The sequence below is a fragment of the Candidatus Bathyarchaeota archaeon genome (genome assembly GCA_026014685.1).
In the GTDB taxonomy this organism is placed as follows: domain Archaea; phylum Thermoproteota; class Bathyarchaeia; order Bathyarchaeales; family Bathycorpusculaceae; genus Bathycorpusculum.
In genome coordinates this window covers 32,377-52,467 of record JAOZHW010000008.1, presented here as the reverse complement: position 1 = coordinate 52,467, position 20,091 = coordinate 32,377, and the positions used below count along the sequence as shown (strand labels likewise).

16 protein-coding genes are annotated in these 20,091 nt (G+C 41.1%); 8 read left to right on the top strand and 8 right to left on the bottom strand.

Annotation, left to right across the window (positions count from 1 at the left end):
• Nucleotide 1: 1 nt before the first annotated feature.
• The 6 genes from NWE96_07525 to NWE96_07500 all read right to left on the bottom strand — a co-directional run bounded on the left by NWE96_07525 (nucleotide 2) and on the right by NWE96_07500 (nucleotide 6,715).
• Nucleotides 2–439: a hypothetical protein gene (locus NWE96_07525; GenBank protein MCW3983831.1), complete on the bottom strand. Its 438-nt coding sequence runs from the start codon at nucleotides 437–439 to the stop codon at nucleotides 2–4.
• Nucleotides 440–458: 19 nt separating this feature from the next.
• A complete protein-coding gene (locus tag NWE96_07520) occupies nucleotides 459–1,271 on the bottom strand; it encodes a cohesin domain-containing protein (protein MCW3983830.1) in 813 nt (270 codons plus the stop codon).
• Between the two features lie 237 nt (nucleotides 1,272–1,508).
• Nucleotides 1,509–2,828, bottom strand: a complete 1,320-nt coding sequence (locus NWE96_07515; GenBank protein ID MCW3983829.1) for a PKD domain-containing protein — start codon at nucleotides 2,826–2,828, stop codon at nucleotides 1,509–1,511.
• Nucleotides 2,829–3,800: a hypothetical protein gene (locus tag NWE96_07510; protein MCW3983828.1), complete on the bottom strand. Its 972-nt coding sequence runs from the start codon at nucleotides 3,798–3,800 to the stop codon at nucleotides 2,829–2,831.
• Between the two features lie 13 nt (nucleotides 3,801–3,813).
• Nucleotides 3,814–5,334, bottom strand: a complete 1,521-nt coding sequence (locus NWE96_07505; GenBank protein MCW3983827.1) for a cohesin domain-containing protein — start codon at nucleotides 5,332–5,334, stop codon at nucleotides 3,814–3,816.
• A gap of 67 nt (nucleotides 5,335–5,401) precedes the next feature.
• Nucleotides 5,402–6,715: a substrate-binding domain-containing protein gene (locus NWE96_07500; GenBank protein ID MCW3983826.1), complete on the bottom strand. Its 1,314-nt coding sequence runs from the start codon at nucleotides 6,713–6,715 to the stop codon at nucleotides 5,402–5,404.
• Between the two features lie 277 nt (nucleotides 6,716–6,992).
• Between NWE96_07500 and pstC the strand changes: the two genes are divergently transcribed.
• The 3 genes from pstC to NWE96_07485 are packed head-to-tail and all read left to right on the top strand — an operon-like array spanning nucleotide 6,993 to nucleotide 11,060.
• Complete coding sequence (pstC, locus tag NWE96_07495) at nucleotides 6,993–7,880, top strand: phosphate ABC transporter permease subunit PstC (protein ID MCW3983825.1); 888 nt, start codon at nucleotides 6,993–6,995, stop codon at nucleotides 7,878–7,880.
• Complete coding sequence (gene pstA / locus NWE96_07490) at nucleotides 7,877–9,241, top strand: phosphate ABC transporter permease PstA (protein MCW3983824.1); 1,365 nt, start codon at nucleotides 7,877–7,879, stop codon at nucleotides 9,239–9,241. The genes pstC and pstA overlap by 4 nt, the downstream gene beginning before the upstream one ends.
• A gap of 13 nt (nucleotides 9,242–9,254) precedes the next feature.
• Complete coding sequence (locus tag NWE96_07485) at nucleotides 9,255–11,060, top strand: hypothetical protein (protein MCW3983823.1); 1,806 nt, start codon at nucleotides 9,255–9,257, stop codon at nucleotides 11,058–11,060.
• A gap of 437 nt (nucleotides 11,061–11,497) precedes the next feature.
• Here NWE96_07485 and NWE96_07480 read toward each other — a convergent pair whose 3' ends face one another.
• Complete coding sequence (locus tag NWE96_07480; protein MCW3983822.1) at nucleotides 11,498–11,848, bottom strand: hypothetical protein; 351 nt, start codon at nucleotides 11,846–11,848, stop codon at nucleotides 11,498–11,500.
• Nucleotides 11,849–12,032: 184 nt separating this feature from the next.
• Between NWE96_07480 and NWE96_07475 the strand changes: the two genes are divergently transcribed.
• Together NWE96_07475 and cyaB are read left to right on the top strand one after the other, a co-directional pair.
• Nucleotides 12,033–12,704, top strand: a complete 672-nt coding sequence (locus tag NWE96_07475; GenBank protein MCW3983821.1) for a hypothetical protein — start codon at nucleotides 12,033–12,035, stop codon at nucleotides 12,702–12,704.
• Between the two features lie 86 nt (nucleotides 12,705–12,790).
• Nucleotides 12,791–13,324: a class IV adenylate cyclase gene (cyaB, locus tag NWE96_07470; GenBank protein MCW3983820.1), complete on the top strand. Its 534-nt coding sequence runs from the start codon at nucleotides 12,791–12,793 to the stop codon at nucleotides 13,322–13,324.
• Here cyaB and NWE96_07465 read toward each other — a convergent pair.
• Nucleotides 13,321–13,773 (bottom strand): GIY-YIG nuclease family protein, encoded by a 453-nt coding sequence (locus NWE96_07465; protein MCW3983819.1) that lies wholly within the window; start codon nucleotides 13,771–13,773, stop codon nucleotides 13,321–13,323. The two genes, cyaB and NWE96_07465, sit on opposite strands and share 4 nt — an antisense overlap.
• A 339-nt stretch (nucleotides 13,774–14,112) precedes the next feature.
• Between NWE96_07465 and ppk1 the strand changes: the two genes are divergently transcribed.
• Genes ppk1 through NWE96_07450 form a run of 3 tightly spaced genes read left to right on the top strand, consistent with a single transcriptional unit; the run spans nucleotide 14,113 to nucleotide 20,091 of the window.
• Complete coding sequence (gene ppk1 / locus NWE96_07460) at nucleotides 14,113–16,239, top strand: polyphosphate kinase 1 (GenBank protein ID MCW3983818.1); 2,127 nt, start codon at nucleotides 14,113–14,115, stop codon at nucleotides 16,237–16,239.
• Nucleotides 16,208–18,529 (top strand): YfcE family phosphodiesterase, encoded by a 2,322-nt coding sequence (locus NWE96_07455; GenBank protein ID MCW3983817.1) that lies wholly within the window; start codon nucleotides 16,208–16,210, stop codon nucleotides 18,527–18,529. Before ppk1 ends, NWE96_07455 begins: the two co-directional genes overlap by 32 nt.
• A complete protein-coding gene (locus NWE96_07450) occupies nucleotides 18,514–20,091 on the top strand; it encodes a Ppx/GppA family phosphatase (protein ID MCW3983816.1) in 1,578 nt (525 codons plus the stop codon). The genes NWE96_07455 and NWE96_07450 overlap by 16 nt, the downstream gene beginning before the upstream one ends.

Below are 20,091 nucleotides of genomic sequence, written 5' to 3'. Positions count from 1 at the left end.
ACTAATCTTCTATAATTTCAGTCAATGAGATAGGCATGTTTGTTTTTGTACTTACTGTATCTATTACTGTACCATCCATCTTCAAGATGGATATAGTTAAAAGATCATCAGTGATGGAGCCATGTTTTTGGGCAGTTACTGACAGTACCCATCGCTCTAAACAATCACTGGGTCTATCCAGTACAACTGTTTTGTTTCCTTTGCCTGAAATATCGATGGCGATTGGAGCGGTAATTGGAGAATCAGCGTATGTTCCGTTCCAAGCACAATTACAGTTTATAATTATCTGGACTTTTTTCGTTTGAGGTATTACCTGAGTTTGAGAAGGAGAAAGCGAAGTTGAAGTCTCGACTTGCCCAAAGATTCTTGTGGACAACGCTACAGCGAATGCGCCCAAGACAAACAGGATTACCATTGCAACCAGCAAAGTCGTCCTCAAATTTGTTACCTTCAAAAGTTTATCTTCTTTTGTAAAATGCGGCAAAAGCAACCAATACGGCCATAATGACACCGCCTACTAATATTAGATATACTGTTGTTAGGTCTGAATCAGTTTGTGCGTTAACTGGTGTGGGAGAAGAAAAGTGAGTAGGTGAAGGATTAGCGGTTTCAGTTGGTGTGAAGCTTGGTGTTGAGGTGGGGATTTCAGTTGGAGTTGGATCAATAGTTGGAGTAGGTGTTGTAGTATTACTAGGAGTGGGCGAAGGAGAAGGAGATGGCGTGGCTTGAAGTGCGGTTATTTGAAGATTGCTCGATACATGAGAAATCGGAGTAGTACCGGTCTGCGTTTCATTCAATTTATTCAATTCTGTGCGAACAAATTTTATTTCTGTGTTCTGCGCTGCCAATATTTTAAATGTCAAGGTAGCAAGTACTCCAGAACCGCTAACAGAAGTGAGTGAAAATGGGGTGCAAACCATATCTGCAGGAAAGAACCCGCTTTGGACGCTTTTAATTTCAGGAGGAACGAAAAGAGTTACAAGAGAATTATCGGCTCCTTTTAGAAACGGCCCTTCTTTTATCTGAGTTAAATTCAAAACCGCTGGGTCCCAAGACATGTTCAAGGACCATTGCCATAAATCTACTACGCTGCTAACAGCGATATTCACCTGAAGGTTTGAACCTACGTCAGATTGGGAAATCTGTGTTTGCGATGCGACAAACGTCATGGTTGTTGTCTGAGCTTTAACAGTCGGAGACGTCGTACTAATAATTAGGCATAAAAGAAGCAAACCGATGAATACTAACATAAAGTTTCGTAATTTAGGCATCTTATCGCTCTCAGATGAAACCTATTCAAAGGGTTTTATTTGCCATATGGCAGTAGTATATTATGAGCTATAGATTCTATAGATATTGATCTGTGAAAGCGAATCATGAATATTGAAAACTAAAGTCCTACATCAGACCTTAAAAGACAGTTAATTCTAAGGATATTCAAAAGCAACATCAAACTAAACATCGCAGTCTTGGAAAATATTAAAAAACTAAAGAGAAAAAACCTTGTTTCACTGATTAGTTGACTCATCATCTATTGAAACATTTTTTTTACTTCTGTTTGGTTTTGCGCTAATATTCATAAGCCAAAATGCGGAGCCACCGATCGTGATAAAAGTAATTAAGATTATTACCCCGATAACTGTTGAAGGAAGAGTTAAACCGTTACTTAAATTATTAGGCGTCGGGGCCGAACTTGCAGGTTGAACGTTTAACAAGAGATAATCTGTAGCAGTTAAATTTCCTCTGGGATCAAACACCGTTAAAGTCACATTGTATGTTCCTTGTTGTGCAAAATTATAATATGCTTCTGTACCAACTGACTCGTATGTCGATTCTGTTGTGTTATCTCCAAAGTTCCATCTGTAAGTTTCGATTGTCCCATTATCAGCATCATAACTTCTTGAACCGCTGAAGTGGATTTCTTCACCAACGTAGAGCCTATTAGGATCAGATGGATGAACAAGATCTAATCGCGCAACAGGCAGGGTGATATCAAGTACAGTTATTAGGGTACTTGCGGATGCTTCTTGCTCACCACTTTTTATGGTTAACGTAACGTTATGAATTCCAGGAAAATCAAAAGCGTAAGTCGGAGTAACACCATCAAGTGTTTTTTGTCCGTTATCATCGAAAGTCCAAGTAAAGGTAGAGTTTTCTTTAGCCATTGATTTGGAGCCATCTAAAGTTATAGTTGTACCTTCATTAACTGTTAATGAAGGACCTGCATGAGCAATCGTAGTATCACCGGCTAGCAAGGTTACAAAAACAGGAGCTTGCACTTTATGTGCGATTAGTTTTAGCAGAGTTGGTGAATATGGCTCGTATTCTGGCGAGGACAAGTAGGTATTTACGAGATTGATTTGGCTATCAATTGCAGGTTTTATTACTTTAAATTTTAATGTTGCTAATATCCCGCTACCAGAAACACCCTCCAATGAAGATAATAAACTCTGATATATCTCAGGCAAAGTACCATTTGGGTCTTTATATTTGGTTGACGAACCATTAACTGGGGCTACAACGTACATTGTGGTACCAGCGTCTTTCAAGAAATTACCTTCTACTGGAGAGTCCACTATGTTTAGGACGCTTGAATCCCAGGTTACCATTGCACTCCATTGAAATAGGTTTTGAACGTTTTGAACTGTGATATTTACTTCAAAAACTTGATTGATTTCGGTTAAAGTAATATTGCTAGGACTTAGCCCAATTATAGGAGTTGATTGCGCTTGAGCGTCACCGAGGGTAAAAGTCGGTATGTTAAAAGTGGACGTAAAAATCAGCAAGAAAATTAAACAAAAAACTGTTTTAAGATATTTTTTATTCATTCATTGCCAACTCCAGTATTGGATATAGGCATAACAAAACAAAGTGATGTCGTTCGCGTTGATTATCCCATTGTGGTCTAAATCTGCGAGATTGTTATACGGGGCGCTATTCCAGTAATTGATGTAGGCGATTACGAATTGAGTAATATCGGTTATGTCGATTTTGCCGTCGCTGTTCAAGTCGCCCGCCTGATTAACATTGAACTCGGTGGAAGCAGATGCGAAAAATCCAGCGACTGAGGCTCCGGAATGGAGGGTATATGTCCCAGTAGGTGCATTTATGGGTATTTTCATTTGTAATGTATAGTTACCTTGAATACCTGTTTGTGTGCTTGGAGGAGCTGTTCCTTGCTGAGTTCCAATTCCGAATGTAGATGAAGATTCAATCGAATATGGTACACCGCCCATGTTTATTTTATTAGAATATGCGGCAGCGAAAACACGAGCCATTCCTGTAGCAACATACGACTGGATGGGTATACTTAGAATAATTTGCCCAGTTTCTTTAGCTTGCATTAAAGTTGAACTCGATGCAAAACCTACAGGAGTATTATAGTTGTCATAAATTGTTAAGGCCACCATGATGTTTCTAGCTTGTAGATCGTTATTGATTATTGTTACTTTGAAATAGGCAAGATTACCTTTTGCAACCGTTGCTATTTGATTGCCTTCTTGGTCACTTAAATAAACTGATTGTATAGTGGCGACTTGAGAAGAAGGATTATTACCTGTGTTTAAAGTTCGCATGGATAAAATATTACTGTTAGGTGCTGTAATCTGAACTGCTACTAGACCATCAATGACTGGCGTACCATCTGAGGTTAGCTGACCAGTTATTGTAGCCAGTTCTAGCCGATTATATGCAGAGTTAGTTTGAACTGATACTGTTACAGTTGCTGCGTGAGCAACAATCACAAATGAGGAGGTTAATAGTAAAGTTAGACAAAAAAGTAGAGAAAGGGATTTTTTCAAATCGTTTCTCCTCTTAGAGAGTTATGGCAAAGGTTTGAGCTACTTCTGGACAGTATGGAACGCCGCCGAGTGATGGTAATTGCGTTAGGACATCAACGTATGCTTTGGCTTGACCAATGAATGCATAGTGTGGAATGCTCAATGTTTGGATTGTTGAAACAGTCTCTCCGCCTGCAATTGTGACAAATACTTTTGCATTTGCAACTGGTACGTTGTTTTCATCAAAGATGCTCACGCAAATTAATCCGGTATATGCTGAGGACGCGATGTTTCGAACGGTGACGTTAACTTGCATTTGTGTGTCGCGTGCAAAGTTGGTTGCTGGTGTGTTTGTCATAGTCAAAGTGGCAACTGATGTGGTTTTTAGTAGATAGTTGAAGCAGAAGCAAACTATGTCAGATTTAACTACTTCTGATACATCGACAGTTGCATTGATACTCCAAGTCCCGAAGGTTCCTTCAGGATTAGTGCTTGGCCAGGGAAGTCTGTATGAGGTTGTTGCTAGACCGTTTGCGTCTGTTCTCGCAGTTCTGACTGCAACTAGTTCGCCTGCTTGGTCGCGAATTTCGAAGGAAACATCTTTACCTACTACTGGAACGTTGTTGTAAGTTACGAGTGCTGTGATGTTGACGTTTTGCTGTGGACCGAATGCATCGCTGGGGGCATTTGGACCAACTCCGCCTTTCTGAGTGTAAACGTCGATTGCTGCGCCTGATGGAGGAGCATACACATGGACAGTTATTGTTTTGGTGTTTGTTTCTGGAATTGCACCTGTTGCTGTAACGGTCAAAGATATAGTCATGTCACCGATTGTGGTAGCTACAAATGAACCTGTTGCACCGCTGATTGACAGTGATGGATTGGTTATTGTCCATGAATATCCAGTGACTGGCTTTGTAGCTGAACCATCGAATCCACCTGTTGAGCTGCTTCCGTCAACGTTGATTGTTGTGCCTTGAAGGATGAACGCACCGTCAGATACGCCGGTTATTATTGCAGTTGGTCCGTATGGTGATGGCGGTGGGAGGCCTGTATATGTTGTCCCTGCAACTTGTATAGCAACTGGGTTTGCGCTTGTATCAGAGTATGTTGCTGATTCAACAGTTATTGCTGAACTGCCATAGCCGATAACTTGGAAGGTTAAAGTTACTAGTGTTCCGCTACCACTTGCAGTAGTTGCAGACATGCGTGTGCTTGAGACTTCTGGAAGTTTACCGTGAACGTTATCTGCTGGTGCTGCTGCGTAGAAGGTTGCTCCGCCTGCATTTAAGAAGCTGCCTTCTGAAACACTGGTTAGACTTAATACGGCAGGATTCCAGTTAACGTTTGTAAAGACCCATTGCCAGATATCGCTTGCACCGGTGATGGTACCAGATACAGTGAAGGTTGACCCAACAGGTAACAGTGTACCGCTTGGGTTACCAAGGGCTACAGCGCCTGTTGGAGCAGCAAGTACGCCATTGATTGAAGCGAAGGGTATGGATATGGCCAATAGCAAAACTAATGCTATTGATATTATTTTTTTTGATTTCATTTTGTGTTTCTCCTTTCATTGTATTTTTGTTTTTTTTTAATTCAAAAAAAATGTGAAGTTGGGAGTTTTAGAATCCTCCACCATTGTAGTACCCGATGTATCCGAGCACGAACTGTGTGATGTCTGCAGCGTTAATTTGTCGGTCGCCGTTATAGTCGCAAAGTGGGTTTATTGTTGGCCGGCTGCTGTCATATTGTGCAATGTAAGCCAAGACGAAGTATGTTATGTCAGCTGCGTTAACTTTGTCGTCAGGGATGCTTGAGTGAACTGGCGCGGAATCTTGAGATGCGAAAGCGGGAGTTGCTCCGCAGAAGTCGCTTTTGAGCATGCGTATGTAACCAGCGTGGTCAACGTATTCAGGGTGAATCTTTACCCAGTTGATGAAGTCAGTTTTGAGTGCGCCGTCAGTATTTTTCATTGGAAGACCGTTGGTTGCGTACCATAGCCATCTGTAGATGGGTTTGTTTGCAGCATAGCAGTAAGTGTTATCAAGAACGTGAGCTTTGGTTGGAGTAACGTAGACTGGAGTGCTGCCATAGCCAATAGCAATGCCGTTAATTAGGGATGGATGATCCTCAAGGAAACCTAATCCGATGTATGCAAGTGCGTATGGATCATTGCTAACTGTATCTAGAACATCTTGGTTTTCAGCTTTTTCTTGGTGAGGCGCCAAGTTTGAGTCGGATTTGCCAGCTGGCGTTAAGAAGAATGTTTTGAAACCGTCGTGTGTGCCTGAGTTGAGAACTCGTGTAACTAGGTTAATTGCTTCGTCGCCCATGCCTGTGGTGTCACCGCCGATTGCCTGAACAAAGGATTTCCAAGTTGGATATTTTGCTACACCAGGAGTTGTGCCTACACAGAAAACGTCAGCTACTTGTTGGACAGTTAGTTGGCTAACTTTAGAGTAGTATGGGTTTTGTTTGTCAACTATTATAGCAATGCTGTCTTTGCCGATTGGCCAGATACGTAAGTCAGCCATACCAAAATCGTTTGATGCACCGTTTGACATCAGAATGCTTGTATTCCAATAGTTCCTCTGAGAAGAGGTAGTCAGTGGGTTTGTTGAATCTGGAATTTTTGATGCGGCAGCGATATCGGTACCGATTGTTGAAGTAGAAATTTGAGTTAAAGCGTCTAAACCTGTGCCACTACCCTCAGCTTCAGGAAGGACAATGGTTTTACCGGGATTAGCTGCTTCAAAAGCGGTTTTAGCTTCTAAACTAATTGGGTAGACAGTAGAAGATCCGCGAATTTTTACCTGATTTGAGGCGATAGTTGAATCAATTCCGCTCTGCAATGCCTGAACTGGAAGCGCCATGAACATTGCTGCAATTATCATAGAAATAAGTGCTATTGACACTATCATTTTTTTAATGTTCATTGTTTTTTCTCCTTTCTTAACTGAACGATTACTCGTTCGAAAGCACATTTTGCCAGCTGAGCAATATCTAGCTTATTGACATAGAATAATGGGAAATAATTTTGATAATTAGAACTATATTTGCAAATTCATAATTTCATTTTACACAATATTTCTTTAGTGGAAAATATAGTCTACAATGACTATGAGTGATTTTTATTAACTATTTACTATAGGTAGGAAACCAATATCTTGTCGAAATAAGCTTAACGTGCCTAAATTAAGGGTAGGAGAGCATTTGATAAGCAGTAAACTTATCGACAGCATCGTGTCTAAGTTTTTTTTCATCTGTGCTTTCTCCTCGATAATTATTGTTATGATGATTTTTGTTTACATCCTCAGCATGGGATTCCCTCAAATGCAACAATGGCTTTTAAATGGGTTTGGACTAGACTGGAAAGTTAACAATGGGATTCTCTCACCTGCATTTTATTCACTCTATACAGGTGCGGGTTCAACTGTAATAGCGGCAGCTGTAGGAATTCCCGTCGCAATCTATCTAGCAGAATACGCGGACATAAAAATCAGAAACATAGTAAAACCCAGTTTAGAAGTCTTAACCTCCATACCCTCGATATTGGTAGGATTGATCGGTGTTGTTCTCATTGTTACCACCATCAAAGATTTCTTCAATCTAACCATATCTGGAGTTGGAGTCTTAGCAGCATGGATAGTACTATTTGTGCTTTCTTTGCCTTTGGTTGCGAGCGTAGCCGAAGACGCCATACGTGCTGTTCCGCACGAATTAAAAGAAGCATCATTAGCATTAGGGGCTACTAAATGGCAAACAACACTTCGTGTTTCTCTACCAGTTGCGAAGTCAGGAATAATTGCCGCCTTAGTTTTGGCCATGGGAAACGCAATAGGCGAAACTATGGCTGTTTGGATGGTTGTAGGCGGAGGTGTTGTTCCCTCGGCTGCTATCTCGCCCACAAACTTTTTCGGTCCAATAGACACCATACCAACGTTGATAGCTCTTTACTACAAACAAGGCGAGTCAGATACAAGTCAAATTTACTCGTTAGCTGGAGCGGCTATTCTTCTTTTCATAATAGTGGGGGGCTTAAACATAGCTATCAGAAGAATGTTGAAGGAACAAACTAACTTGAACAGGTCAACAAAATGATCACGAGCAATTTATTAAAAAAAATAGAAAACTATGAACGTTCACATGAAAAAAGAAACTTGCTTGCAGCTATTTTTATGGTTACAGCTGGAATATCGGTAGCCTCCATCGGAGGAACCAAGTTATTTAACGCACTGGCGATTTGGCTTTCTGAAACGACGCTAATGGGTCCCCAATTTGACCAGATGATGGCGTCCTCGACATCCGCATTAGTGTTGATCCTGCCAAGTTTACTCTTTTTTGTTTTAGCGTATTTACTCTCAGAAGCCCATTCCTTAGGTTTAAAATTAGCAGCTATTTCGGCATTTTTAACCCTAAGCACGGGCATCTTGACAATAAATCCTCAATTGACCTTAGCTGGAGTTCTTTGTTTCTTAGCTTTTGAAATAGAATTTTTCAATAGAAACTTTAGAAAAGTAACTGATAAACAGTTCAAGTCAGGGATAACTGATTCCCCCATAGTTACAGAAAATTTAGCAAAATTCGGCCTACGCATGTCAGCTTTTATCGGGGTGCTGATCCTCTTAGCAATTACAGTCTATACATTAATTCGAGGTGCAGAATTTCTTTCATTAGATTTTGTTTTCCGCTCAGGTTATAATTTGGGGATCCTTGTAGATTTTATTGATGGGGCTGTACAAGCAGGCATAAGCGACTATGTGATTGGATCGATTTTGATAGTATTGCTATGTGAAGCAATATCTTTTCCACTTGGCCTCTGTGCCGCGATTTATATGTCAGAATATGCACCGGACAACCGGATTACATCCACAATCCGTTTCTTCATAGAAACTCTGGCAGGAGCACCCTCAATAGTAATTGCGTTATTTGGCTTTTACTTCCTCGCCCAAAAAGGAATCGGATTGGGGTGGGGGGTATCATGGCTGGCAGCGGCTGTTTGTCTTTCTTTTATGACCCTTCCATGGAACATTCGAGTTGCTGAAGAAGCTATGAAAAGTATTCCATACTCATACCGTGAAGGCGCCTATGCTCTTGGTGCAACAAAATGGCAAACAGTAAGAAAAGTAGTCATATTGGCTGCAATACCTGGAATAATTACCGGGTTCATACTTGGACTAGGTGCAGCTTTTGGAGAAACGACAGTCCTAATTTTAACTGCAGATGTCGGGAACTCTAACCTACCCGCGGGTTTGCCTCTAACTGGAGAAGATCCAGGCATGCCCACGCTTCCGGTGATGATCTTTAGAACATACAGAGCAATAGTGGCAGAACAGTATATTTGGGATAAAACAAACGTTGCATTTGCAGCAGGTTTTGTACTTTTAGCAATATTTCTAGTTATATGCTTTGCAGGGTTATACGCACGTAATCATTGGGCCAAAAAAAGTGGAGGTCACTAGAAGGGCAGAGAATATGATATCAGCACAGAAAAAAAAACTAATTATTATTTCATTAATTTTGATTGTTACATTAAGTTTCTCTTCGGAGAAACTCGGGAAAGCTGAATCATCAAATTTAGGAGTACAACTGACTATTTCAAGCGCCGTCGATGGGAAACCAGTGAACACAAATTATACTTTTTCGCCTTTAGATGTTGTATACATAAACGCTAATGTGACATATTCAAATCAAGCGCAAGCTAACGTTTTTGTAACTTTCAAAGCATCTGGACCAGCAAACAAAACTAATCCTACAACAGTTATTAGAAGCGCAGTAACAGACCAAAATGGAATCGCAAACATATCTTTTCGAATACCAATGGATAACAGTTCTAATCCGTCAATCGGAGAGTGGACAGTTCTTTGCAATGCAGGGATGTTAAATCAGACAAAACAGGTCACCAGCAAATTTAAAGTTGGCTGGACAATTAATCTCGAAAGTATTAAGCTGTTTGATAGCAATGGAACCGAAAGCAGCAGTTTTTCTAGGGGGCAAACTGCCAAAGTACAAGTCGAAGTATTAAAAAATATTTCCGAAGCTGTTAATTCAACAGTAACCATTAATGTCACTGATTCTCAAGGTGCTCAACATAATATTTTTACACAAAACAAAACATTCAACCTCTCCCAGAACATAGTAGAGTGTGAATTCCAAGTGTCTAATGAGTACAGTATTGGGGAGGCAAAAATAAACTGTCACTTAAATTCGTCGATACAAGGATTAAACTATGAACATAGCTTATCAAAAAATTTTACAATCAACGACGCAACGATACCGAACGAACCGCCCAGCAACGGCACAAAAACAAACCATGACCTCGCTTTGAAAAATGGCGCAATTTCAAATACTCAAATAACTAAAGGAGAAGAAATAAACATCACGGTTACCGCGGTAAACAAAGAAAACGTAACTGAGCAATCGATTATCCGTTTCAGTTATGATTCGAATTCTGCAGGGTCAATTGCTATCGCGTTGGAAGGGTATCAAGAGAGAACGGTAAGTTTCTTGTGGAACACTACAAATGTGAGTCCAAGTACTTATCAAATTAGCGCAAGAATTGATTCAGTTCAAGATGAAAACCAAACTGGAGACAACGAGATTATCATAGGTACGGTCACAGTTACCGAAAAACCATCAGTGACACCGAATCTTTCTGCAACAAGCCTGTATATTTTTGCTCTTTTCATTATTGGTCTCACTACATTTTCACTGCTAAGTTTCTTACGATGGAGAGTACACCAAGTTGCTGCAAAGCCGCTGCTTCCTAAGCTACAAAATCGACAACAAGAAAACAAGATCGTGGAAACCCAACCGGAAAAACTCACATACGAGACAACTAAAGCAATACCTATCAAAGAGGTAAACTATGCAAGCGTTTTACCCCTAAAAGGATCCTTAATTGAAGGTTCGATAGCTAAAACAGAACCAACGTCTACTGGAAACCAAGGATTGCAAATTACTGAGCACTCAAAAGAGCCTATAAGCGATAAACTTACAGAGGAACTAACACAGTTTATGCTCCAAAGCACTGAGTTAATTCCACTATCCGCTAAAGCAATAGACTTAAGCATACAAAAAATCCAAGTGCTTCGAAAATTCAAGGCTAATCCTGAAGTATTAACTAAAGAGTTGACTCAAATAGAGAGGGTACTAGATCTACAAACGAAGAATATGGAGAACGAATTGGACATATTGAAAGAATGTATTCAAAAAATTAGAGATTTGGGTAAAATCAAACCAAACGATGAAATAATCAGCGGAGACAAAGCAGACAAGTAAAAGAAAAGCACAATTAATCGCCATATTTTTTAAACACTAATATTAGTTTATAAATCGACAAAGTAGAAAATGGGTTATGTAAATTTCAACGACGACACTTAAAAGAGACAAGTACGAACTATATATTTACTAAATTCTAACAAGACACAACTTAACTTCCGCATGATAATATAATTAGATCGAGAAGTGGTAACGTAAAACAGTCTGGAACTATCACTTAACAAAAAGTGGTGAATTATTTGGAAGTAAAATGTGTATACTGTGAGTCAAAGTTTGAAGTATGCCCTGATAATTTTTTAAACCATGAAATAGTTTTTTGCCCAATCTGCGGGTTAGACCATGAAGTGATTAAGAAACCAAGTCAGGCCATAGTTGAATCGATTCAAATAGCATGATAACGTGCGCAAAAACCGTAAACTCGACAGCAGGACTGAAGTTTAACATAATTCAGAAATAGAAACCTGAGCTTGTTTAGTTGCCAAATTATCTGTTTTCTCATTCTGCATTCTGAGAAGTCTTAAACGCATTTTCAACTCCGCCACAGTTTCTATGTCTTCTTCGTTTCTAAGTGCAGCCTCCAATAATTGGATAGCATAATTTAGGGAGTTTTCACCGAATTTCTGTGCAAAAATACTCATTGGTTTTCCTTTGTCGTAGATTTTTTTGGGCAGAATACAGACAAAGTTGGCGGGATACCCTTTATGGTTGTTTGGGTCAATTAGTGCCAGTCGGTATTCGCTTTTTGTGTTAGTTTCATGTTTGAATATCAGCAAGCTGTAGTTGAACATGTTTTGTGCGCTCGAAGTCTTCAACCCTGATTTATGTTAATAATCGTTATGAGTATATTCTAAATACGTCTATAACCCGCACGTCTTAAATGGCAGCATTTCGCTCTTTAATCTATAAAAACTAAAGACTAAAGAAATTAAACGTAAATATACCCCTTAAGCAGTGACCTTTGCTGGAGTCGTATTGAACAATAAAAGAATACTGAGATTTAATTTGGACAATGTGGAGAAAGCGCTTCTAGATGTAGAGCGAAATTGGACGAAGATTAACGATCAGTTAGAATATGAAAAACTTGGGAAGAGAGATTCTTTTGATTCCGTCATTAGAGGGCGCATGATGGATGCATATAGGCACTTGGATAATTTGCTGGGTAAGGGAGTTGAGCCCTTTTCCACAAAGGGATTGTCAGAAATTCCTGAATTAAATAACATTGTGCATTATGGCTTTGACATTGAGTTGAGGCTTGAGTTTAATACCGCTATTCAGGCTAACTTGGAGAAATACGCTCAAAACATTGTGCCTATCGAGAAATGGTACAAAAAACACATGAAAGGTGAACCGCATCCGCTGAAAGCTGCATCTCAGGTGTATGTGGCTGCACTTGGTTTCCCCCAACTTTTTATTGAAGGTAACCATAGGACGGCCAACTTGATCGCTAACTGGATCAGCATGTACTATGGGCACCCACCGTTCGTGTTAAGTCCCGAGAAGGCTATAGCATACTTTAGGCCGTCTAAGGAGATTAAGAGGTTTGTTGATAAATCGACTTGGAGGGGTAGAGCTAGATTGCCAAAATATAGGCGTTGTTTCAAAAAGTTTTGGGAGCAGAATATCGACAGCAAATACACCAAATGATACAGAGATCAAGGTTACTAATCAGATATCCTCGGTTAAGATTTTTTATCTAAAAGTTTTTTTATATTTTTGTTACACTTGGTCTTATGCAAGAAATTGAAGTAAAGATTCTCGAAGTTAACCGCGAGCGTATAGAAAAACAGCTCATGGCGTTTGGAGCACAAAAATTGTTTGGCGCCGATATTATAACGCTGCTTCTGGATACTCAAAATAGTCAAATTCGAAACCGCAAGGATGTCCTTCGGCTAAGAAAACAGAATGGTAACGTGGAATTAACCTACAAAAAGGTTCGAGTCAACGAATCGGTCAAAGTAGCCGAAGAGTACACCGTGCAAGTCTCCGACTTAGAAGCTGCACTCAAAATTCTCCAAGCCATCGGATTTTCGCCTACTGAAAAGATGGAGAAACATCGCATCAGTTACGCGGTGGGCAACGTTCGTTTTGACATCGATAAGTACAGTGGTGAATTTGGGTTTATTCCTGAATTTTTAGAAATAGAAGGCGCTCCGAATGACATAAAAAAGTACGCAGAAGCATTGGGTTACCAAGAAAAGGATTGTTTGCCTTGGTCAACTGACGAGTTAATCAATCATTACGCTAGCAAAAAAGGAAGGAGTTAGGGTTTTTTGGATTGTTTACGAGAGGGTTTGGCTTTTGCTGCTTTGGCGGTTGGTTGAGGTTTCGGCTGTGTTTTCTTTGTGTTGTTCCATGCTGGGTATTCGTCGTGTTCTTTTTTAAAGTTCTCGAGTAGATCTTTTTGGCCTGCTTTTGGGTCATCGTTTGTCATCCAGCTGATGGCTACTTTGTCTATGAAGCCGTCTTTGAAGAGCGTTGAGTGGATTTTTCTGGTTGTTTTTCCGCCGTATCCAGCGATGTAGCCGCCGAAGATGCGTTTGGCGAGTTTTTTGGTTTTACCGATGTAGAGTATGTCAGATGTTGGTTTACCGGTTAGTGTTGTGTCTGTTAGGATGATTACGCAGTTTTGATTTGAGGGCAAACTGTTGAATTCGAGCCCTTTGAGTGGAAGGGGGTCTATAAAGCCTTGTTCTTTTAGAGTAAGCGAGTTCATGACTCGTATTAGGCAGATAGGCTGATTTAACCGTTACTATATATACTATAGTTGTCTATAGAGTCTATTTTCAAAGTGCTTAACCGCAACAGCAGCGCTTTATCAGCCTAAGGATGCCAGATGAATAAGAAAGTGCCACTGTTTGAGTTTGAAACCTTTGCAGTTCCACGAATAAAATGCAGCTACATTAACGATTTTCCAAGAAAGCGTAAACGCTGATAGAAATGTGCAGCGCAGGCTACACAACTTATTTTTTGAAGCTGACACTTTATACTGTGACGTGTATGTTAAGTTTGTTTAAGCAGAGTTTACGCTTTAATACTTCAGGGTAGAGGGTCTTTGTCATCCGCCAAGATTACAGAAAAAACAACTCAGAATCTGGACAAAATTTTGGACAACCCAGAATACTATCTTAACAGGGAACTAAGCTGGGTAAGATTCAACGCTCGCATTCTAGAAGAAGCACGTGACGAGTGGCATCCGCTGCTTGAAAGAGTGAAGTTCATAGCCATCTGCGGCAGCAATCTTGACGAGTTCTTCATGACGCGTGTAGCTCGACTTTTGAAGAAGATTAATAAGGGGTCTGATGAGCGTTCGATGGATGGGATGGATTCTGTTGAGCAGATTCATGCTACCCGCAAAGAGATTATTCCTTTAATCGAGAAGCATGCCAACTGTTGGAAGCGGGAACTTTTGCCTGCGTTGTCAGCAGAGGGCTTAGCTATTCGAAAATTTGCAGATTTACCTAAGAAGAACCGTGATATTCTGCGTGAATCGTTTAAGACTTCCATCTTGCCAGAAACGAAAACGTTCAAAGAAGATGTTGAAAGCACAGCATTTCAAAATCTTCATGTGTCGCTGTGTTTAGAGGCAAAAGGTAAATTTTACGGTGTAATCGAGCCGCCTACTGAAAAGTTTGGGCGGCTAATAAAAGTCCCGCAAAGTCTGATTAGAGAAAAACTTGACTTAGAGCACGAGTACGTGTTCATAGAAGACTTGATTAGTAACAATTTAGACCTGCTTTTTCCTAACGCCGAGGACGTAACGGCTTATCCGTTTAGGTTGACGCGTAACGGTGAAATTGACATTTTAATGGATGAATCCTCTGACTTTCTAAATTCAGTTAAGAAGGGCCTGTCTAAGAGGAAAGCAGGGTTTCCAACGCGTCTTGAATTTGACAAAAAAACTCCCGATAAGTTAAGAGAAGCGTTGAAGGCTCGGGTTGGATTGCCTGATTATTTGGTTTACGAGTTTGATGGTCCCTTGGGCTTGGTTGATTTGTGGCAGCTCTACAAAGTCAACCGCCCTGACCTTAAAGACAAGACGTTTTTGCCATCGGTCCTCCCCTTGTTAACCCCAGAGAAAAGCGTTTTTAAAACTGTGGCTAAGCGAGATATAGTGCTGTATCATCCTTACGACAGTTTTGAAGTAATAATCGATTTGTTAAAAGAGGCAGCAACTGACCAGCGAGTTGAAAAAATATGCATCACCATGTACCGCATGGACGCTAAATCGCCCATTGTTGACGCTCTTATGGAAGCGGCTAGAAGAGGCAAAAAAGTCACTGCGATAGTTGAGTTGAAAGCCAAATTTGATGAAGAAAACAATATACTGCTAGTTTCAAGGCTAAAAGAAGCAGGCGTTGACACCGTTTACAATTTCCCGAATTTTAAAGTTCATGCCAAGTTGTGCCTTATCGTTCGACGAGAAAAACACGGTTTAGTTCGGTACGCACATATCGGTTCAGGTAACTACAATGCGGTGACGGCGAAAATCTACGGCGACATCGGATATTTAACTGCTAACCAAGAAGTGGGGTTGGAACTCGAAGAGCTATTTAACATATTGATTAAGGGGCTCCAGGAAAAAGAGTTCAAGCATCTGCTTGTTGCCCCAAAAACCCTCAAAAAAGAGATTTTGGCTCGGATTGATCGCGAAATAGCTGTCCACCAAAAAACCGGGAACGGGTACTTGGCTTTTAAACTAAACAACTTGGAAGAGAAAGACGTAATCAAAGCGCTCTACAAAGCCTCGATGGCGGGAATCAAAGTTGAACTTAACGTGCGCGCGTTATGCTGCCTCAAACCGGGAATAAAGGGGGTTAGTGAGAATATTTCGGTGATTTCAATCGTAGGTCGATTTCTGGAGCATGCCCGCATGTATTACTTCCAAAACGGCGGCGACAGCGAACTTTTAATCGGTAGCTCAGATTTGATGTTTCGGAACCTCAACGAGCGTGTTGAAGTGTTGTTTAGTGTGCCTGATCAGCAGATCCGTTTTGCGATACTTAAAAACATGCTCAAGATTCACCTAAAAGATAACGTTAAAGCCAGAAGGCTTCTCAGTGATGGAACATACCAGAGGGTGGTTCCTAAAGAGGGGGAAACAAGTCTTAACTCCCAGTTCTGGCTAATCAAAAACCGAGGGGTCTGGCATGAATACGCAGAATACATCCCCGACATGTAGCTTGCAGGGAAGTTTCTGTAGATTCGGCGGTCAGACAATTCTTAGGATACTTGAGGGGTTCGAAGATTTAATCGACGGGGTCGCCGAGAACGTTGATGTTGAATGTGTTCATAAAACTCGGGTGACTTCTCGACGTCTCAGAGCAGCATTGCCCATTTTTGAGGATTGTTTTCCCAAGAAGAAATTTAAAACGTGGTCAAGAGAGATCAAAAATGTCACGCGTTTGTTGTCTGAAGCAAGGGACCTCGATGTACAAATAGCGTTTATTGAACAATACCTCAAGAAACTAGGTTCCGCCCAAGAGCAAAACGCCTTAAACGTTCTTCTAAGAGCACATAAAAACTGCAGAAAAAATATCCAAGCCTCAGTTATATCAGGCATAGAAGAACTAAAAGCGTCTAATACCGTAAGCGAAATTCGGGAATATTGCAGAAAACTAATCGATGAAGAGACAGAGCAAGTTTTTGATTCTGGAGTTTTACTTCAAAGAGCACATTGGCACATATCTTTGAGACTAGACGATTTTCTTTCAATGGAAAAATACGTTAAACTTGAAAAAGAAAAACTGCATCATCACCAGATGAGAATTTACGCCAAAAAACTGCGCTACACTATGGAGATTTTTTCGCCGCTATACAATGGAAAACTCGGTCAAGAAATTTCGACAATAAAAGCTTTTCAAGATGTTCTGGGGGAAATCCATGACCATGATGTATGGCTTGAATACCTCCCCTCTTTCAAAGATAAAATCAAGAAAAACAAAAATAGAAATCTAACAGGCATCAATCAAGCGCTCAGGAACTTTGCAACTTACGTTAAAAATGGGAGAAAAAAGTATTATCGAGAATTTGTAGGCCTCTGGGATAACAAAAACAGCGAAGGCTTCTTTGCTCAACTTAGAAAGACCACAAACGCCGAATTCACCACTATAGCCAAGAAAAACGTACAACATAGCCTCATGAACCCACATGTAAAAATCGCTGTTTTATCCGACATACATGCAAACCTTCAGGCTTTAGAAAAGGTTTTGGCGGATGCTCAGAAGCGGGGTGTAGAAGTTTTTGTCAATGCGGGCGACTCAATTGGGTTTGGCGCTTGCCCCAACGAAGTCGTAGAATTGCTTTGCAGCAAGAATGTGTTGAGTATTGTGGGTAATTATGATTTAGAGGTTTTAAGTGGGCAAAGCGACGCCAAAGGCGAAAAAAGGCTTGCGTTAAAATTTGCCCAAGAAGAGCTGTCGCAGTCTTGTGGATTTTTTTTGAGTTCACTGCCAAGAGAACTTAGACTTGAAGTGGCAGGAAAAAAGATTTTGGTTACGCATGGAAGCCCAGAATCAATTGATGAGCACATTCGAAGTGATACCCCGATGCAGCGTCTAAATTACTTTGCAAACATTGCTAAAGCTGACGTCGTGATCGTGGGACATTCACATGAGCAGTTTATTAGGGAAGCAAACGGCGTGTGGTTTGTGAACCCAGGCAGCGTTGGAAGACCAAACGACAAAAACCCTCAAGCAGGTTATGCGCTGTTCAGTTTTGATCCCTTCAAAGTTGATTTGATTAGGCTTGATTATGATGTTGCGGGGGCTTCTGAGGCTCTAAGGAAGAAGGGATTGCCTGAAAGCTTCGCACAGATGCTACTTCGCGGCGTCTCCCTTGACAAAATCATCGAAGAAGACTCGACGAAAAGAAAAATGATGACTGAAAACTGCCAAGAAACGTTACAATCCTCCGAAGAAATATCAAAGAGGTACTGGCCAGATACAGACCATTACCGGCAAGTAGCGAACATGGCTTTAGCCTTGTTTGATGGATTGGCAGCACTGCATAAATTGGGAAAGAGGGAACGTTGCTGGCTTGAACACGCAGCCGTGTTACATGACATCGGCTTGTCAAAAGGGGCAAAACACCACAAACAATCCGCCCAACTGATCTTAAACGATACGCAGTTGCCTTTTCCTTCGCAGGATAGACGGATAATCGCAAGCATAGCCAGATATCACCGCAAAGCCTTACCCAAACCGAAACACTACAACCTTGCAGCCCTTGACCGCAAAGTAGTTCAGAAAATCAGTGTATTAGCAGGTCTGCTTCGGGTGGCAGACAGCCTAGATTATACGCATCAATCCAGCGTAAAAGCTCTAGGAATAAAAGTAGGCGCAAAAAAGGTAACAGTTGAATATGTCTCTAACACACAGTTGACGCTAGAAGAGACAGCGTTTAACAAGAAGAAGGATCTATTTGAAAAAGTCTTTAATAGAAAAATGGTGCTCCTATGGAAGCAACCGTGAAACCCGCTGAGCACATCGTAGGATTCATCGACATCGGCACAAACGCCGTACGTCTTTTAGTAGTACGAATCAACCCAAACTTCTCCTACACAACCATCAGCCAAGAAAAAGAAGTTGTACGACTCGGCGAAAACGAATTCACAGACGGCATCCTTCGCCCAGAAGCCATGGAACGCGCCATCTTTGTCTGCAAAAAATTTGCCGACCTCGCCAAAACCTACGGCGCAACAAAAATAATAGCCGTCGGAACCTCAGCTATCCGCGAGGCAGAAAACCAAGCAGAATTCCTCATTGAACTCAACACTAGAACAGGTTTGCAGGTTAAAGTTATTTCTGGGCAAGAAGAGGCGCGGTTGGTTTATTTGGGTATATCAAACGGAGAAGACATCGGGGACAAAAAAACGATTTTTCTCGATTTAGGTGGCGGCAGCACAGAAATAACCATCGGAAATCAACACGAATTTTTCTACGCAAACAGCCTGCCTCTGGGCGCGATTAGGTTAACAACCAAATTTATCGGCGAAGGCTGGACAGGACCAATAGAAACAGACACCTATAAACAAATAAAAAACTACGCCTGCAACAAAATCAACGCGGTTAAAGCCAAAGTCTTGGAGTACGGCGTCAGGTCCGCTTGGGGCGCATCGGGAACCATGATTAACTTGGCAGAGGTGTCCAGTAAGCTTTTCAAGAAAAGCACAAACGGCCACTTAATTTTATCTCGTAAAAACCTCAAAAAACTGGCACCTGTCCTCTGTTCGATGCCCCTTGAAGAACGCAAAAAACTCCCCGCCATAAACCCTGAACGCGCAGACATTATAATAGCAGGAGCAGCCATAATCGAGGCAGTCATGGAGCAATTCGGGTTAGAAGAAATCCATGTTAGTCACAGAGAACTCCGCGACGGCTTACTAGTGCAGTACATGTCAAACTTTAAGGAGTTCCGCGAGTTGCAAAAAACACCTATGCGGAACCGCAGCGTTTTGAACGTAGGCAGGTCATGTAACTTTGATGAAAAACACGCCGAAACCGTCGCTGCCTTAGCTTTAGAATTGTTTGACAGCGCCAAACAAATAGGATTGCATAGTATGGGTGAAAAAGAAAGAGAACTCCTAAAATACGCCGCAAACCTCCATGACGTAGGCGATTTTCTCTCCTTCAACGACCACCATCTCCATTCACACTACATTATAAGCAACGCCGGCCTGCCAGGGTTTGACAGACAAGAAGTCCAAATTATGGCAAACATTGCCCGGTTTCACAGAAAAAAGCTCCCTACTAGAAAAGCATTGAAATCTGAGGATTTAGATGAGAAGAGCAAGGATGCGGTTGCGGCGCTTTCGACGTTTTTGAGGTTTGCTGAAAAACTTGACCGCAGCCATTGTGGTCTAGTGAAGAAAGCGGAGTTTGTTAAAGTACACAAAGATCAGGTTCTGCTGAGGTTCTACTCAGATTCCGATTGCAGCTTAGAAGAGTGGAGCATTATCCAAAACAAACAGGCCTTCTACGAAGCCTTCGAAAAAGAACTCGATGCCCAGTGCATAATCACACCTAACGTGTAA

Excerpts from the sequence above, each read along its gene's own strand:
- NWE96_07450 (MCW3983816.1), top strand. The coding sequence starts at position 18,514 with ATGGAAGCAACCGTGAAACCCGCTGAGCACATCGTAGGATTCATCGAC.
- NWE96_07465 (MCW3983819.1), bottom strand. The coding sequence starts at position 13,773 with ATGAACTCGCTTACTCTAAAAGAACAAGGCTTTATAGACCCCCTTCCA.
- NWE96_07515 (MCW3983829.1), bottom strand. The coding sequence starts at position 2,828 with ATGAATAAAAAATATCTTAAAACAGTTTTTTGTTTAATTTTCTTGCTG.
- NWE96_07520 (MCW3983830.1), bottom strand. The coding sequence starts at position 1,271 with ATGCCTAAATTACGAAACTTTATGTTAGTATTCATCGGTTTGCTTCTT.
- NWE96_07505 (MCW3983827.1), bottom strand. The coding sequence starts at position 5,334 with ATGAAATCAAAAAAAATAATATCAATAGCATTAGTTTTGCTATTGGCC.
- NWE96_07480 (MCW3983822.1), bottom strand. The coding sequence starts at position 11,848 with ATGTTCAACTACAGCTTGCTGATATTCAAACATGAAACTAACACAAAA.
- NWE96_07500 (MCW3983826.1), bottom strand. The coding sequence starts at position 6,715 with ATGAACATTAAAAAAATGATAGTGTCAATAGCACTTATTTCTATGATA.
- NWE96_07485 (MCW3983823.1), top strand. The coding sequence starts at position 9,255 with ATGATATCAGCACAGAAAAAAAAACTAATTATTATTTCATTAATTTTG.
- cyaB (MCW3983820.1), top strand. The coding sequence starts at position 12,791 with ATGCAAGAAATTGAAGTAAAGATTCTCGAAGTTAACCGCGAGCGTATA.
- pstA (MCW3983824.1), top strand. The coding sequence starts at position 7,877 with ATGATCACGAGCAATTTATTAAAAAAAATAGAAAACTATGAACGTTCA.
- NWE96_07455 (MCW3983817.1), top strand. The coding sequence starts at position 16,208 with ATGAATACGCAGAATACATCCCCGACATGTAGCTTGCAGGGAAGTTTC.